The organism is Myxococcus sp. CA056 (assembly GCF_013336715.1).
In the GTDB taxonomy this organism is placed as follows: Bacteria; Myxococcota; Myxococcia; order Myxococcales; family Myxococcaceae; genus Myxococcus; species Myxococcus llanfairpwllgwyngyllgogerychwyrndrobwllllantysiliogogogochensis.
On sequence record NZ_JABUMT010000007.1, the window covers coordinates 1 to 14,288 of the forward strand.

Genomic DNA, 14,288 nt, shown 5'->3' on the forward strand with positions numbered 1-14,288 from the left:
GCGGAGGCAGCAGCGGCGCCACACGCTGCCAGAAGGCGTCGGGAACGAGTTCGCGGACCATGCACTCAAGCTGGGGATGCCCTTCGTCGGTGGCCACCCCAGCCCTGACTTTTGTTAGGTCCTCTTATTTCCATCCCATCGGCCCCGCCTGCGAGGCGCGCATCCACCTGCGACAGACGCTCGTGGGCGACGCGGAATGGCAGCCGTTGCACGACGCGCTCGCCCACGCGGGGCCCTCTGTGAACCTGCCGCCCGCGCCCGTCTCGTTGCACAAGGAAGGGCGAGGAACCTATCGCCTGGAGCTTCCCGAGGGAGGCCCGCGACTCTTCAAGGTGAAGCTGGCGTGGTTTCCCGGCATGCGGCTGGTGAATGAGCAGGGCATCGAGCAGCCCCTCTTTCGCGCATACCCGCATCTGCTCGGCCTGGGACAAGGAACGCTTCGACTGGAGTACCAGCGGCCGCCCATCCTCTGGGCGGGCTATGTCATCAGCGCGCTGTCCTGGACGCTGCTCATGACCCTGGCGCTCATGGCGCGGAGACAGTCCAGACACCCGTCCGCCTGACGCCCCGCGACGGCGCACAAAGACTCGCAACGCTTTCGCTGGATTTAACGACTTTGCACTGATGATATTGTTGAAGCGCGGTCCTTCACCCGAATCACGTTCCAGGAGACGCGCATGGCGACGAACTTCATGGCAGCGACGATGCTCGGAGCTGGGTTGTTCTTGATGGCCTGTGGTGGACCCGCCGACATCGAGGACCCCGGTGCGGACTCGCTGACCACGCAGGGCGCGGCCCTGTCGGCCTCGCTCGCCTGCTCCCAGGACTTCAGCGGCGTCACCTGCACGGCGACCGTCACGGACGGCATTCCGCCGTTCACCTACTCCTGGACCCAGCAGCACTTCCTGTATGCGACGAACAGGACCTACACGTCCGGGCCCACTGCGGGTGGCGCCACCCGGAGCTTCTCGTGTCCCGGGCCAGATGGAACCGGAACGTTCCTCTACGACTTGAGGGCCAGGGTGACGGTGACGGACTCCACGGGAGCTTCGGTGGGCACCGGCTACGGCCCGTACTTCTCCTGCTCCTGAGCCGTTCCGTCACACCCCGCCCCACACCTGGAGTCCGGGCTCTTTCAGGTTTTGCAGGGACTGAGCGTCAGACCCCACCGCCATAGTTCCAGGAGGAGGGAGATGGTGACGGCTCAAGCGTTGTTGGTGTTCGTTCCGGTGGTGCTCGCGCTCGTAGCGGCGGTGGCCATCCGGCGCCCGCGGCGGCGGACGCGGCGACTCAAGGTTCGCGAAGGGTACCCGCCGTACCCTTCGCCCACGGTGACTGGGTGAGCCGGGGCTCGGACTGACGCCCCGGCTCGGCCCGGACGAGCCCCTCCCCCGAGGTCGCTCGTCCCTTTCCGTCAATTCAGAAGTCCTTGATGCGGTCGACCAGGTCCTCGTGTTCGACGAACTGGTTGACGTTGCCCTGGATGTCCGAGACGCGCTGGTTGCGCGCGTGCTCCGCGGTGTCCACGACGTCCAGGTCATTCCACTCGCGCAGCACGGCCTCTTCCGCATCCGGGATGGGCTTGCTGTAGGTGGAGGAGAAATAGAACATCGCGCGCGCGACGTTGCCCTTGTGCGAGTCGGGCGGCTCGAACACCGTGCGCCCCTGCGCGTCGGTTCCAAACTTGGCGCCGTTCTCACTCCACTTCACGTTGACCACCTCGCCGAAGGGCCAGTTGCCCCGCTTCGAGTTGGCCTTGCTGTCGGTGGGGAACAGGTGGTGCAGGTCGCTCTTCGCGACGCCCGTGGCGCCCTTCGACTGGGGCCAGGTGTGCTCCACGTTCATGTCGGAGTTCTTGGGCAGCTTGCCGCCCTCGATTTCCCGGCCGGTGTACACGCACGCCACCTTGCCGTTCACCACATCGAGCTCGCCGAAGATGACCTTGCGCGCCTCGGTGTAGCTCTTCACGTGCTTGCCGGAGGACGACTCCTTGATGGCGCGAAGCAGCGCGGCGTCCCGGAGCCCCTCGAAGGGGTCATTCCCCTCTGACGGCGCCGGCGGGGTGGGCGCCTCCGTCCTGGCCGGGCCCTTCTTCGCGGCGGGCGCCTGCTCGAACGTATCCTTGAGGCCCAGGGCGGCGACGTTCCGCGCCTGGGGCGACGACACATCTTGAGAGGGACGGGTCCCCACGCCAGCGGTGGATGAATTGACGAGCAGACGAGTCAGCGGGCGGGGGGAACCGACAACGGTCATGCCGGGGTTATCGACCGACCCATCCGGCAGTTGCGTTCCGTGACGACAAAAAATACGACTGTGACGGCAAGTCCCTGAGGAGGGGTGGCGGAGCTACACTCCGAGTCTCGCCCTCCCATTTCCGAGTGTCCCTTGGCCGAGCGTCCCACCATCCTCGTCGTCGATGATGATCCGCACCTGCGGGACATCGTCCGCTTCGCGTTGGAGCAAGGAGGCTTCCGGGTGGAGGAGGCCGCGGATGGACGGGCGGCGGTGGCGCAGGTCCAGCGTGCTCCCCCCGCGCTCATCGTCCTGGACATCATGATGCCGGAGATGGACGGGCTGGCGGTGTGCCGCGAGGTCCGCCGCGCGCACGAGTTGCCCATCGTCTTCCTCTCCTCGCGCGACGACGAGGTGGACCGCATCCTCGGCCTGGAGCTGGGCGGCGACGACTACCTCACCAAGCCCTTCAGTCCGCGCGAGCTGGTGGCGCGCGTGAAGGCGGTGCTGCGCCGCGCCCGGCCCGCTCCTGAAGCCGCCGCCACCTCGACGGCGACCCAACCGCTCTCGCGGGGGCCCTTGAAGCTGGACGAGGAGCGCTTTCGTGCCTGGTGGGGCGAGCAGGAAGTGGTGCTCACCGTGACGGAGTTCCACCTGCTCGCGGCGCTGCTGCGCGTGCCCGGCAAGGTGTTCACCCGCGACGAGGTGATGACCCGCGTCTATGACGACGGCGTGGTGAGTGACCGCACCATCGACAGCCACGTGCGCCGGGTGCGCCAGAAGTTCGCCGGAGTCGGCGGAGAAGTCATCGAGACGGTGCATGGCCTTGGCTATCGGCTCGCCATCCCCTAGGCCCCGCGCCAGGCCCCGGCTGTGGATGGTCTTCGCCTCGGTGGGGCTGGCGGGCTTCGTGCTCACGCTGGGCGGACTGTCCTTCGTGCGCGTCTACGACAACCAGCTCATCCGACAGACGGAGACGGAGCTGCTCACGCAGGGCGCCGTGGTCGCCGAGGTCTACCGGTCCATGCTGGCCGAGCAGGTGGGGACGCTCGACTACGGAAAGCCTCGCACCGCGAAGTGGCCCTTCCCCATTCCGAGCGACGACCAACTGCGGCCCGTCCTCCCTTCCCTCCGGGCCTCGGACGAGCCCTTGCCGCCGGACGACCGTCCACCCCTCTCGCGCGTGCCAGGAGAACCCCTGGCCCAGGACGTGGGTCAGCGACTGCGGCCTCTGTTGGAGAACGTGAGGGCGGCCACGCTCGCGGGCATCCGCGTCGTCGACGTCAGGGGCGTGGTGGTGTCCAGCAGCAGCGCCGAGTTGATTGGCGCGACGCTGGGTGACCGGCTCGAAGTGCAGGAGGCGCTTCACGGCGTCCCCACCAGCGTGCTGCGTCGCCGCCACGCAGAGCCCGAGGACACCCCCCTCGCCTCCCTCAGTCGAGACACCGGCATCCGCGTCTTCGTGGCCCTGCCCGTCCTCCACGGTGAGCGCGTCTGGGGCGCGGTGGTGCTGGCGCGCACGCCCATGACGTTCGCCAAGGCCACGTATGCGGACCGATGGAACCTGACGGCCACGGGGCTGGTGCTGCTGGGCGCGGTGGCGCTGATGTCGCTCGCCGCCGCCGCGCTGCTGGGCCGTCCCGTGCGTGCGCTGGTGAGGCAGACGCGCGCCATCGCCGCCAGCGCGCCCGAGGGCTTCGAGCCCGTGGCCCGCCCCGTCGTCGCGGAGCTGGCCGAGCTGTCCGAATCCCTGGCCGGCATGGCCACCGCCCTGCGCGACAGGAACCAGTACATCCGCTCCTTCGCCGCCAACGTGTCGCACGAGTTCAAGACGCCGCTGGCCTCCATCCAGGGCGCGGTGGAGCTGCTGCGCGACAGCGCCGAGGTGATGACGCCAGAGCAGCGCGCGCGCTTCCTCTCCAACATCGACGCCGATGCGAAGCGCCTCACCCGGCTCGTGCAACGGCTGATGGAGCTGGCCCGCGCGGACTCGATGACGGCCCGCCCCGCGCAGGTGGAGCTGGCGCCCTTGCTGACGGCGCTCTCCACCCGGGCAGGCGCGGAGGGACTCGCGCGCGTCGACGTGGGGCCCGTGCCGGAGGGGCTCACCGTGAGCCTGCCCGCCGAGGTGATGGATGACGTGCTCTGGCAGCTCGTCACCAACGCGAGACAGCACGGGGGCGAGGACGTCCGGGTGTCGCTGTCCGTGGAGACGAACACCGAGGGGTCCGTGCGCGTCGTCGTGCGCGACACCGGCCGAGGCATCTCCGAGGCGAACCGGGCGCTCATCTTCGACGCCTTCTTCACCACGGCGCGTGAGCGCGGCGGCACAGGCCTGGGCCTCACCATCTCCCAGTCGATGCTGCGAGCGTTCGGCGCGGGACTGGAGCTGCTCCCGGCCCGCCCCGCGGAGTCAGGCGCGGCCTTCGCCGTGGCGGCGCCCCTGGTTCGTCGCTAGGTTGGGCAGGCCCATGAAAACCGTGGATGAATGGAAGGCGATGCTTCGCGCCGCGATGAAAGAGGCGCTTCGCGCTCGGAACGCACCTGCCTCGGCGGTGCTTCGTGAAGTGCTGGCGGCCCTCGACAACGCGGAAGCTCCCGACGTAAGCGGCGCTCCAGCGGCCGTGGATGGCGCCTTCGCGGGAAGTGCCGGTGGCCTGGGGAGTGGTGAAGTGGCCCGACTGGCCCTGACGCCGGAAGCCGTGAGCGCCGTCATCGAACGCGAGGTTCAAGAACGGCGGGACGCGGTGGCCCTCTACGTCAGCCTCGGCAGACACGACGAGGCCAACGCGTTGACGGCCCAGTTGAACGTGCTCCTGGAGCTTCAGCGGAAGTAGCTGTTGGAGATGTCCACCGAGTAGCCCAGCTCGAGCGTGGGCGAGGACGCGGCCACCAGGTACTGACGGAAGTGCAGCACCTTGCCCGGCAGGGGCGCGCTCTCCGCCACGGCGGCGGCCTCATCCACCTGCTCCAGGCTTCCACCCTCGCGGCGGTAGTTGAACACCGCGGGGAAGTGCGCACGGGCCCGCAGCTCCGCCACCGGCCACGAGACGCGGGGCAGCGCCAGCTTCAGCCGACCGGACAGGTGGAAGACGCCCAGCTCCCGCGTCAGCACCACTTCCAGCGCGCCGCCCGTCTCACCCAGCCGCGCCGGAGCGACCTTCAGCTTCAGCACGCCGTCCGTTGCCTCCTCCACCGGCACCGGCACCGGCACCGCGTTGAGGGTGACCCGCTCCAGCTTGTGCCCTTCCGGCACCGTCAGCTCCAGCGGCTGCTCACGGTCCAGGCTCAGCGCGTAGCTGACGCGCAGCGAGGCACGCCCCTCCAGGGTGGACACCCACGTCGCGGTGGCCTCGGCGATGCGAGGCTCCATCGGCGGGCGCACCTGCGGCTTCATCGACTGCGACACCAGCGAGGCCGCTCGCCACCCCACCCGCAGCACGCCCTGCACGGGATAGACGGCGTAGCCCTCCCCCGAGGTCGGCAGCGGCTCCATCAGCGTGAAGACGGACGTGTCGGCCTCCAGCTCGAGCGGCACCGGAGAGGCCTGCGGTCCGAAGCGAAGCTGCGCGCGGCGCTCCGGCCCCGTGCCCGACGAGCGCACCGTGAGGCCCACCTCGAAGTCGTGACGCCCCGCCTTGCGCGTGAGCAGGCACAGGAAGCCATCCACGACGCCCACCGTGGCATCCTCCAGCGTGGGCAGCGCGGTGGGGTACGTATCCGCGTCGAGTTGGAGCAGGCGCACCTGCGTCCAACGTCCGTCCGCGAGCACCTCCACCTGGAAGGTCGCTTCCACCTGGAGGGCATCCGTCGACAGCCGGCCCTTGAGCTCACTCTTCACCAGGGCCTCGGTGGGAGGCGCGGGCACATCCGCCTGGCGCTGCGTGTAGAGGGGAATGAGCTGCTCCAACGGCACGGTGGCGGTGCCCGAGGGAGAAGTCGTGGCCGAGGTGGCGCCCGTGGCCAGGGCCTCCGGGGCGAGCAGCATGAATCCGACGAGGAGAGAAAGGGTCCGCATGGTGGGCTCAGCTCGCTTCCGGGGTGACAGGGGTGGCGGCGGCCTCGCGAGGTGCGGCGCCGGGCTGGGACAAGTCGGAGAGGAAGGCCCGCACGCTGGCGCGGGTGGAGAGGACCATCAGTCCGAGCAGGCCGGCGAGAATCTCCAGCGTGTAGATGAGGCCGGTGTAGCCCTCCAGGATGACGGCGACGGTGGGCACCAGCAGCGTGGCCGCCCAGAGGCCCGCCAATACCGCCATACGCTCCTTGGGGAACAGCCAGCGGGCATAGGCCACCACGGCCGCGCCCAGTCCCAGCGCGCTGAGGACGTACGCGCCATAGAAGTTCATGAAGGCGGCCAGGTACGCGAGGAGCACGAAGAAGAAGCCGTACACGGCGGCCAGCAGATACGCCTCATGCAGCGCGAGCTGTCGCTTGTGCCGCATGCCCAGCGCCGCGAGCAGCGCCACCAGGGCGAGGAACGGCACCCACGCGCGGCTCGCCATGCGGGACACCATGGAGTCGAACGTCTTCTCCGAGGGCAGGATGACGCCCAGGTTGACGCCGGACTCCAGCGACTGGAAGGCCCAGTCCAGCGTCACGGTGTCGCTGCCCGTCTGCACGGACGAGGCGGACAGCACGCCTCCCGGATAGTCGTAGTTGTCGCCCCCCTCCACGGCGAAGTGCAGGCGGACGTCGCGCGCGGAGAGCGCCGGGTCCAACTTGTAGATGAAGGAGTCGAGCCCTCGGGCACGGTAGCGGATGACGAAGCGGGCCGTGGCGCCCTTCGCGATGCGTCCCGTCCACACCAGCCGGTTGCCGGAATCACCCAGGTCCAGGCTGGCCTCCTGGCCATCCACGAGGAACTGGAGCTCCGACAGCAGCACCTGCGACTTGTCCATCTCCATGGGGAAGATGAACGCCACGTCGATGTCGTGGCCCTCGCGGTTGACCACCGCGTACTCCGCGCCCAGGTTGAAGTCGAAGCCGGAGAAGTAGCGCAGGCCGCGCTTGCGGTAGTTCATCTTCGCCAGCACCTCCACGTGCTGACGGTCGAAGGCCAGCGGCTTCAGCTCGGTGAAGATGGTGCCGCTGTGCACGAAGCGCAGCGAGGGCGCGGGTTGGACGACGGGAGCACCCCACCGGTCCTCCACGCCCGCCGCCAGCTCCGAGTTGGCGAAGTCCGCCCGGTCCGCCACCTGGCCGGCGATCACCGCCGTTGCGAAGATGACGATGAAGAGACTGCCGAAGACGTGGTGGGCGACGAGCCACCGGAAGGCCCTACGGATGGGGCCGTCGGACGTCCGCTGCGGACGCGGCGCGGAAACAGGGATGTTCATGGGCCCAGACTGGCCCCCCGGTGTGCAACCCGGATGGCCAGCCTGTGCGCTTCATGAGGAATGTTCGTGCGGAATTTGTGCAAGCCCGGGGAGATTCCCCCCGGACCCGCGTTTCACATCAGTGCACCGCGAGGTTGCGCACGTCGAACGCGCGGGTGAGGCAGGACTGGTTCGCGGTGGAGTCCAGGTGCTGCGCGCGGTCCCGAATCTCGAAGAAGCTGCGCACCGTGCCGTCCACCGGGTCCGCCACGTTGAAGGGCGTGAGCGGGTTCACCATGCCCGTGGAGAGGAAGGCCGACAGCGCGCCCGTCTCGCCAATGTGCGTGAAGGGCGTGTTCGTCTCACGCGCGTGACAGCCGTTGCACGTGTTGAACGAGAACTTGTGCCGCGCGGTGTTGTTCACGATGCCGGTGGCCCGCCAGAACGTGCTGGACGGCGTTGGGACGCGCGGGTTGGCGCCCAGGAAGTTCACGCTCGCGAAGGTGGCCGGCACGCCGTAGGTGTTGGCGAGGATGGCCGCCTGGTTGGTGTTCACGAAGTCGCGGAAGATGGTGGTGTTGTTGCGCGCGTCTCCCGGCGTCAACGCCACCGTGGTCTCCGACAGGAAGTTCGGCGTCGCGCCCGTGTCGAACAGGTGGAACTCCCGCAGCTCCCAGGGCGAGGCGAGCATGAAGTCGTTGGTGCGAATCTGGTTGATGGCGTTGCCGTTGGGCTTGGTGGGCGCCGCGCCGGCGACGACGACCTGCTCCGTGAGCGCCTGCAGCGCCGCGTTGTAGGCCGGGCTGCCCAGCACCATCAGCGGGTTCGACAGCTGCATCCACTGCTGCGCCCAGCTCTTCACGTTGAGGCAGCCGGAGATGGGCACGCCGTACTCGAAGATGACCAGCAGCGGCCGGATGACGCAGCCCGCGCTCTTGTCCACCGCGGCGAAGACGAAGCGCAGCTCACCGCCACCGCTGGAGCCGCCGTAGCCCACCGGGCCGTTGCCCTTGCCCAGGTCCAACCGGTTGAAGATGGCCACCAGCTTGAACGCCGACTTCGTCATGTCGAGCGTGCCGGCGATCTTCGGCCACGGGTTCAGGATGCGCGGCACCACCTGCGTGCGCGCCGGGACGGTCCACCCGTTGAGCGTCTGGTTCGCGTTCCACTGCAGCAACCACTGCTCGGTGAGGGCCGACGGCGTCACGAACGTGCTCGCCATCTCCGTCATCAGGTGGTTGAACGTCCACACCCCGTTCGGGTTGCCAGAGTTCGAGCACGGGTCATACGTCCGCGTCGGGTCGTTGATGACGTTCGGATGGGTGATGATGAGGGATTTGGCCGGCCTGACGTCGGCGAGCAGGCCCACGGGCGTCACCGGGATGGGCACGCGCGGACGGAAGACGTCCGACGACAGCGCCACCACCCGGCGCTCCTCCACCAGCTCGCGGTTGTTGAAGACGGCGAACGTCAGCGGCTCGTTGGGCTGCCGGTTCTGCGCCGCGGTGATGCGGTCCTGCGTCTTGCGGTGCAGCTCGAGGTCGACCTCGGCGAAGCCGGAGAACACACCATCTCCGGCCTGCTCGTCACCCTCCGTGCCTTGATCTCTCAGCACCACGGGCTTGCCCGTATCGGACACCACGGGGACCTCCGTGAAGAGGCCTTGCTGACTCTGGGCGAGCCGCACTCGGACCAGGCTGCGGGTCGCGGTGCCCAGGACGTCGTCCTGCGCCACCACGTCGAGCGACTGGATGATGGGCGCGGGCTTGTTGGTGGGCGTCGGCTCGGCCACCGCCGCCTGGGGCCGCTCCTCCAGGGGAACCGGGCTCTCCAGCGCCTCACCACCACAACCCGTCATGCACAATGCGATTGCGAGCACACCGGACCCAGCCCACTTCAGGCCCAGGGCCTTCTTCGGGGACCACTTCTTCATGGATGTCGCCTCCAGGGGATTTACGGCGACCCCTCCAAGTGCACCCCGCAGGCCAGGACCAGCACCCCGAGAGAAGCCCACACACACCAGAGGGATGTGTCTCTTGAGGCAACAACCGTCACTCGGACTGTGACTTTCCGCGCTACAGCGCCTCTCCTTTCCCGAGAGGGCCCAAAGTTTTACGGCAGCCCAGAAACCGGCTCAAATCCAGAAAATGGAGAGAGTCGAGGAGATCTACCAGGGCTTCGTGGTTGATCATCAGCTCGAGCGCGCGGGCCTCTTCGAGCTGCTCCGCGAGCGGTTCGTGGCCGTGGACACCGTGCTGTACCCGGGGTGCTTCGTGCACATCACCCCGTCGTTCTTCTTCCAGCACGTCGTCTACGTGGACCGGAACGATTTGGCGCAGGGGTTCTTCGCCAACAAGGACGGCGTGCTGCGGAAGATATCCTCCCGGCAGCAGTACGCCCAGAAGGCCCACGTGCGCTTCGTCTCGCAGGACTACCTGCAGCCCATCCCCGCGCTCGAGGAGAGCTTCGACCTGCTCCTGGCGCTGTATGCCGGAGGAATCTCCCGCGCCTGCGGCAAGTACCTGAAGGTCGGCGGGCTGCTGGTGACGAACGACCACCACGGCGACGCGGCGGAGGCCGCGGCCGAGGAGAACCTGGAGCTGGTCGCCGTGGTGAAGGAGCTGCGGGGGAAGTACACCTTCAGCGACCAGGAGCTCGCCGCGTACCTGGTCCCGAAGCTACCGCCCCGGGGGCCCGCCGCGCTTGACGACGCGGGCGGCTCCCACTGGGCCCGGCCCGCCGACTACTACGTGTTCCGCAAGACGCGCCCGGGCGCGGCGTCGCTGGAGACCGGGCGCTTCTCGGCACCGCACTGAGGCCCCTCGTTACTGAGCCTCCAACCGGAACTGCTGGCAGTCATTGTTGGACCAGCTCCACTGCTGGATGACGGTGCCGTTGGCGCTCGTCCCGCAGCTCGCGACATCCAGCACCTTGCCGCTGTGTCGGGCCTCGATGCGATGGAACCCACCGGAGGTCGCCACCGTGCGGAACTGCTGGTTTCCGCCGTTGGACCAGGTCCACTGCTGGAGCCCCGCGCCATCCGCGGTGCTCACGTCGCGCACATCCAGCACCTTGCCGCTGTACTGGGACACGATGCGGACGTAGCCGCTGTCGGTGGGCTCCAGCACCCACTGCTGGCTGGCGCCCGTGTGGCACGCCCACTGGTGAATCGTCGCGCCGTCCGCGGTGCTGGGACCGTTGATGTCCAGGCAGCGGCCGGAGGACTTGTTGACGATGCGGTAGCGGGTGGCGCCACCGCCGGCCTGCGCGGCGTTGAAGATGGCGAGCAGCAGCGACGTGTCATTGCGCGTGTCCTGGGTCAGCTCCCAGATCATCACCCCGCCGCCCTGCTGGAGCCCCAGCCGCGTCTTCGCCTGGATGGTGGCAATGCCGTTGTAATAGACGTCGCCCACGTTGTCCTTGTACGGCGCCTGCGAGTCGCGCGCGACGAGGTCCGCGTAGCCGACATACGACGACGGCGAGCGCCCGTAGAACGGCACGCCCAGCACGGCCTTCGACGCCGGCAGGCCCCGCCCCTTCCAGTAGTTGAGTGACTGGACGGCGTAGTCGTACGTCGAATGCGGCTGCCCGCCGTCGTACGCCATGATGTTGAGGAAGTCGAAGTCGGCGAACGTCGAGGTGGGGATGCCCTCGCCGTAGTAGCCGTTGGCCACCACCGCGGCCGTGAGCAGCTTGCCGCGCGAGCGCATCGCCCCGCCCAGCTCCCGGATGAGCGCCGCGTAGTTCTGCGCGGAAGCGCCCGGGTCCGGGTACTCCCAGTCGATGTCCACGCCGTCCAGCCCCGCCGCGTTGACGTAGTTGACCAGGTTGTTCACGAAAGCCGTGCGAGTGCCCGCGTTCGCCGCGAGCGACTCGAAGCCACTGTCATTGCCGTCGTTCCACCCGCCCACGGCGATGAGCACCTTCACGCCTCGCGCGTGCGCCGCCGTGACGAGCGAGCGAAGCCGTGCGTCCGTCCCGCTCGGCCCCGTGAGCCCACCCTGCGCGGTGGGCACCACGAAGGCGTAGTTGATATGCGTGAGCCTGTCGTAGGGGATGGTGTTGACGTCGCCCGCCCACGTCGGGAAGTAGCCGACGACGCGGGTCGCCAGCGCCGCGCCCTCTTGCCGGCCCAGCGGCTCTTCTCCGGAAGAGGCGGCGTCCGGCGGCCCGGAACAGGCCAGCACCACGGCCGCCAGCGCGGCTTGCACCACCAGGGCTCTCAACGGCAACACCATGCGCGACATGCGGACTCCATGAGGTGAGCCCCCGCCCCCGACATGGGGACGGATGGGTCGCGCACCTGTAGCGTCGCCCTAAACCCGCAACAACAGTTTTTCCAGAAAACGAAGAAAGACTATCCAGTCCTGTCGGACAGTTGAGAGGACCCTGAACGTGCTTGCGCCGGGGTCCGCATTTTCGGCGCGGGCTGGACGGGCGCGGCTCAGCGCGCGGCGAGGTTGACGGGCAGCGGCTTCACCCGGAGCTGCTTCGAGGCGAGGAACTCCGCGTTGAAGACCTTGGAGGCGTAGCGGCTGCCGTGGTCGCACAGGAACGTCACGATGCGCAGGCCCGAGCCCGGGTGCTGGCGGGCAATCTCATACGCGGCGCGCACGTTGAGGGCGGCCGACGTGCCCACCACGAGCGCGTCCTCGCGGGCCAGGTGGTAGAGGGTGTCGAGCATGTCCTCGTCCCCCAGGCGCATCGCCTCGTCCACGCGCGCGGCCTTGAAGTTGGCGGTGAGCCGCATGATGCCGATGCCCTCGGTGATGGAGGAGCCCGACGACTCCAGCTTCCCGTCGCGCACGAAGCAGTAGAGGCCGGAGCCCGGCGGATCCACGAGCACCACGCGCAGCGCGGGGTTCTTCTCCTTGAGGAAACGGCTGACGCCGGACATCGTCCCGCCGCTGCCCACGGAGACGACGAGCACGTCCACGCGGCCCTCGCACTGCTCCCAGATTTCGGGCCCCGTCGTCTCGTAGTGGAAGTCGCCGTTGGCCGTGTTCTCGAACTGGTTGGCCCAGAACCAGCCGTGCTGCTCGGACAGCGCGCGCGCCTGGTGGAAGAAGTGGCCGGGGTTGGCGAAGGGCACGGGCGGCACCTTGCGGACCTCCACGCCCATGGCCTCCAGCAGCTCGTACTTCTCGCGCGCCTGGTTGTCCGGCATCGTCACCACGACGCGGTAGCCGCGCTCGCGGCCCAGGAGCCCCAGGCCGATGCCGGTGTTGCCCGCGGTGCCCTCGACGATGGTGCCGCCCGGATGGAGAAGTCCCTCCTCCTCCGCGCGGCGAATCATCCCCTTGGCGGCGCGGTCCTTGATGCTGCCGCCAGGGTTCATGAACTCCGCCTTGCCCAGAATCTCGCAGCCGGTGATGCGGCTGAGAGAACCGATGCGAAGCAGCGGAGTGTTTCCCACCGAGTCCCACAGCGAGCCGATGCGTGGCGCCATCCCCCTCCCCTAATGGAGTCCGGGGAGGGAGGCAACCGACGACGGACCGGGGCCCGCTACTCGTTGCGCATCGCCTCGACGGGGTCCAGCTTCGCGGCGCGGGCGGCCGGGTAGATTCCGAACAGCAGCCCTACCCCGCAGCTCATCGACAGGGCCAGGCCCACCGCCCAGGGCGGCACGGACATGGGGAAACCCACCATCCAGTCGCCCAGGAAGACGAGCCCGAAGCCCAGGCCCACGCCCAGGCCACCGCCAAAGAGCGCCAGCAGCACGGCCTCCGTGGCGAACTGCCCGAGGATGCGCCGCCGCTTGGCCCCCAGCGCCTTGCGCACGCCAATCTCCCGCGTCCGCTCCATCACCGACACCAGCATGATGTTCAGGATGCCGATGCCGCCCACCACCAGCGACAGCAGGCACACGCCGATGCCGGCGATGGTGATGACCTGGGAGAGCTGGTTGAAGGACGCCGTCACCGACTCGTTGGTGTGGATTTCGAAGTCGTTGGGCTGGTCCGGGTCCACGTTGCGCCGACGCCGCATCAGCGTCGTCACCTCGTCCTGCGCCTTGCGGAACAGGCTCGGGTCCTTCGCCTGGATGTCGATGTCCAGCGAGCGCTCCTTGCCGTAGAGCTGCTGGAACACGCGCAGGGGGATGAGGGCCTGGTTGTCCATGCTCACCATGCCCAGGAAGCTGCCGCGCCGCTGGAGCACGCCAATCACCCGGAACGGCCGGTTCTGGATGCGCACCTCGAAGCCCACCGGGTCGATGCCGGGGAAGAGCAGGTCCGCCACGTCCACGCCCAGCAGCACCACGTTGCGGCCGTCCATGCCCTCCACTTCGTTGAAGTAGCGGCCGGACTGCACCGAGACGCCGCTCGTCATCGGGTATGTCGTGGACGCGCCGATGATGCGCACCGACGGCCGCGTCTCCGCGCTCACCGTCGACACCTTCTGCCCGCCCTGGTCGTCCGACGGGGCCACCACGCCCACCGACGGACAGAACATCTCGATGGCGCGCACGTCCTCCAGGCCCATGTCCGGGCGCTTGGCGAACTTCGCCCAGTTGAAGCGGCCAAAGCCGCCCGCGGGCCACTTGGTGAGCTGGAAGGTGTGCGCCCCCAGCCGGCCCAGGTCGCGGTTCACCTTGGTGCGCAGGCCCTCGATGAGGCCCATCATCGTGATGACCGTGGCCACGCCGATGACGATGCCCAACAGCGTCAGCAGGGAGCGCAGCGGGTTGCCCAGGAAGGTCCCCAGGGCCAGCCGCAGATTGTCCAGGAAGGCTCGCATCGA

General features: G+C 68.5%; 14 protein-coding genes. 7 read left to right on the forward strand and 7 right to left on the reverse strand.

Features of this window, described 5'->3' with window-relative positions; translation table 11 throughout:
- The first annotated feature begins 89 nt into the window (after positions 1–89).
- The 3 genes from HUA76_RS26415 to HUA76_RS26425 all read left to right on the forward strand — a co-directional run bounded on the left by HUA76_RS26415 (position 90) and on the right by HUA76_RS26425 (position 1,343).
- Positions 90–563, forward strand: a complete 474-nt coding sequence (locus HUA76_RS26415; protein WP_174462409.1) for a hypothetical protein — start codon at positions 90–92, stop codon at positions 561–563.
- Between the two features lie 114 nt (positions 564–677).
- Positions 678–1,091 (forward strand): hypothetical protein, encoded by a 414-nt coding sequence (locus HUA76_RS26420; protein ID WP_174462410.1) that lies wholly within the window; start codon positions 678–680, stop codon positions 1,089–1,091.
- Positions 1,092–1,193: 102 nt separating this feature from the next.
- The gene (locus tag HUA76_RS26425) at positions 1,194–1,343 is read left to right on the forward strand and encodes a hypothetical protein (RefSeq protein ID WP_174462411.1); all 150 of its coding nucleotides are present in this window, start codon (positions 1,194–1,196) and stop codon (positions 1,341–1,343) included.
- Positions 1,344–1,419: 76 nt separating this feature from the next.
- Here HUA76_RS26425 and HUA76_RS26430 read toward each other — a convergent pair whose 3' ends face one another.
- Entirely contained in the window at positions 1,420–2,253 is an 834-nt protein-coding gene (locus HUA76_RS26430; protein WP_174462412.1) for an endonuclease I family protein, read from the reverse strand.
- Positions 2,254–2,385: 132 nt separating this feature from the next.
- Here HUA76_RS26430 and HUA76_RS26435 point away from each other — a divergent pair, with 132 nt between their 5' ends.
- Genes HUA76_RS26435 through HUA76_RS26445 form a run of 3 tightly spaced genes read left to right on the forward strand, consistent with a single transcriptional unit; the run spans position 2,386 to position 5,069 of the window.
- A complete protein-coding gene (locus HUA76_RS26435) occupies positions 2,386–3,084 on the forward strand; it encodes a response regulator transcription factor (protein ID WP_174462413.1) in 699 nt (232 codons plus the stop codon).
- The gene (locus HUA76_RS26440; RefSeq protein WP_174462414.1) at positions 3,053–4,690 is read left to right on the forward strand and encodes a histidine kinase dimerization/phospho-acceptor domain-containing protein; all 1,638 of its coding nucleotides are present in this window, start codon (positions 3,053–3,055) and stop codon (positions 4,688–4,690) included. The genes HUA76_RS26435 and HUA76_RS26440 overlap by 32 nt, the downstream gene beginning before the upstream one ends.
- Before the next feature lie 13 nt (positions 4,691–4,703).
- Positions 4,704–5,069, forward strand: coding sequence for a GatB/YqeY domain-containing protein (locus tag HUA76_RS26445; RefSeq protein WP_174462415.1), 366 nt, complete (start codon positions 4,704–4,706; stop codon positions 5,067–5,069).
- Here the strand turns inward: HUA76_RS26445 and HUA76_RS26450 are convergent.
- The 3 genes from HUA76_RS26450 to HUA76_RS26460 form a co-directional block, all read right to left on the reverse strand.
- A complete protein-coding gene (locus HUA76_RS26450; RefSeq protein WP_174462416.1) occupies positions 5,057–6,250 on the reverse strand; it encodes a hypothetical protein in 1,194 nt (397 codons plus the stop codon). The genes HUA76_RS26445 and HUA76_RS26450 overlap by 13 nt on opposite strands.
- 7 nt (positions 6,251–6,257) lie before the next feature.
- Positions 6,258–7,568, reverse strand: a complete 1,311-nt coding sequence (locus HUA76_RS26455) for a hypothetical protein (protein WP_174462417.1) — start codon at positions 7,566–7,568, stop codon at positions 6,258–6,260.
- A 118-nt stretch (positions 7,569–7,686) separates the two neighbouring features.
- A complete protein-coding gene (locus tag HUA76_RS26460) occupies positions 7,687–9,480 on the reverse strand; it encodes a choice-of-anchor X domain-containing protein (protein ID WP_174462418.1) in 1,794 nt (597 codons plus the stop codon).
- Positions 9,481–9,694: 214 nt separating this feature from the next.
- On the opposite strand from HUA76_RS26460, the gene HUA76_RS26465 reads away from it, so the two are divergent.
- On the forward strand, positions 9,695–10,363 hold the full coding sequence (locus HUA76_RS26465) for a hypothetical protein (protein WP_141643761.1): 669 nt from the start codon (positions 9,695–9,697) through the stop codon (positions 10,361–10,363).
- 9 nt (positions 10,364–10,372) lie between these two features.
- Here the strand turns inward: HUA76_RS26465 and HUA76_RS26470 are convergent, their stop codons facing one another.
- The 3 genes from HUA76_RS26470 to HUA76_RS26480 form a co-directional block, all read right to left on the reverse strand.
- Positions 10,373–11,794 (reverse strand): RICIN domain-containing protein, encoded by a 1,422-nt coding sequence (locus HUA76_RS26470; RefSeq protein WP_174462419.1) that lies wholly within the window; start codon positions 11,792–11,794, stop codon positions 10,373–10,375.
- Between the two features lie 197 nt (positions 11,795–11,991).
- Positions 11,992–12,996, reverse strand: coding sequence for a cysteine synthase A (locus HUA76_RS26475; protein ID WP_174462420.1), 1,005 nt, complete (start codon positions 12,994–12,996; stop codon positions 11,992–11,994).
- A 56-nt stretch (positions 12,997–13,052) separates the two neighbouring features.
- Positions 13,053–14,285, reverse strand: a complete 1,233-nt coding sequence (locus tag HUA76_RS26480; RefSeq protein ID WP_141643764.1) for an ABC transporter permease — start codon at positions 14,283–14,285, stop codon at positions 13,053–13,055.
- Between the last annotated feature and the right edge of the window lie 3 nt (positions 14,286–14,288).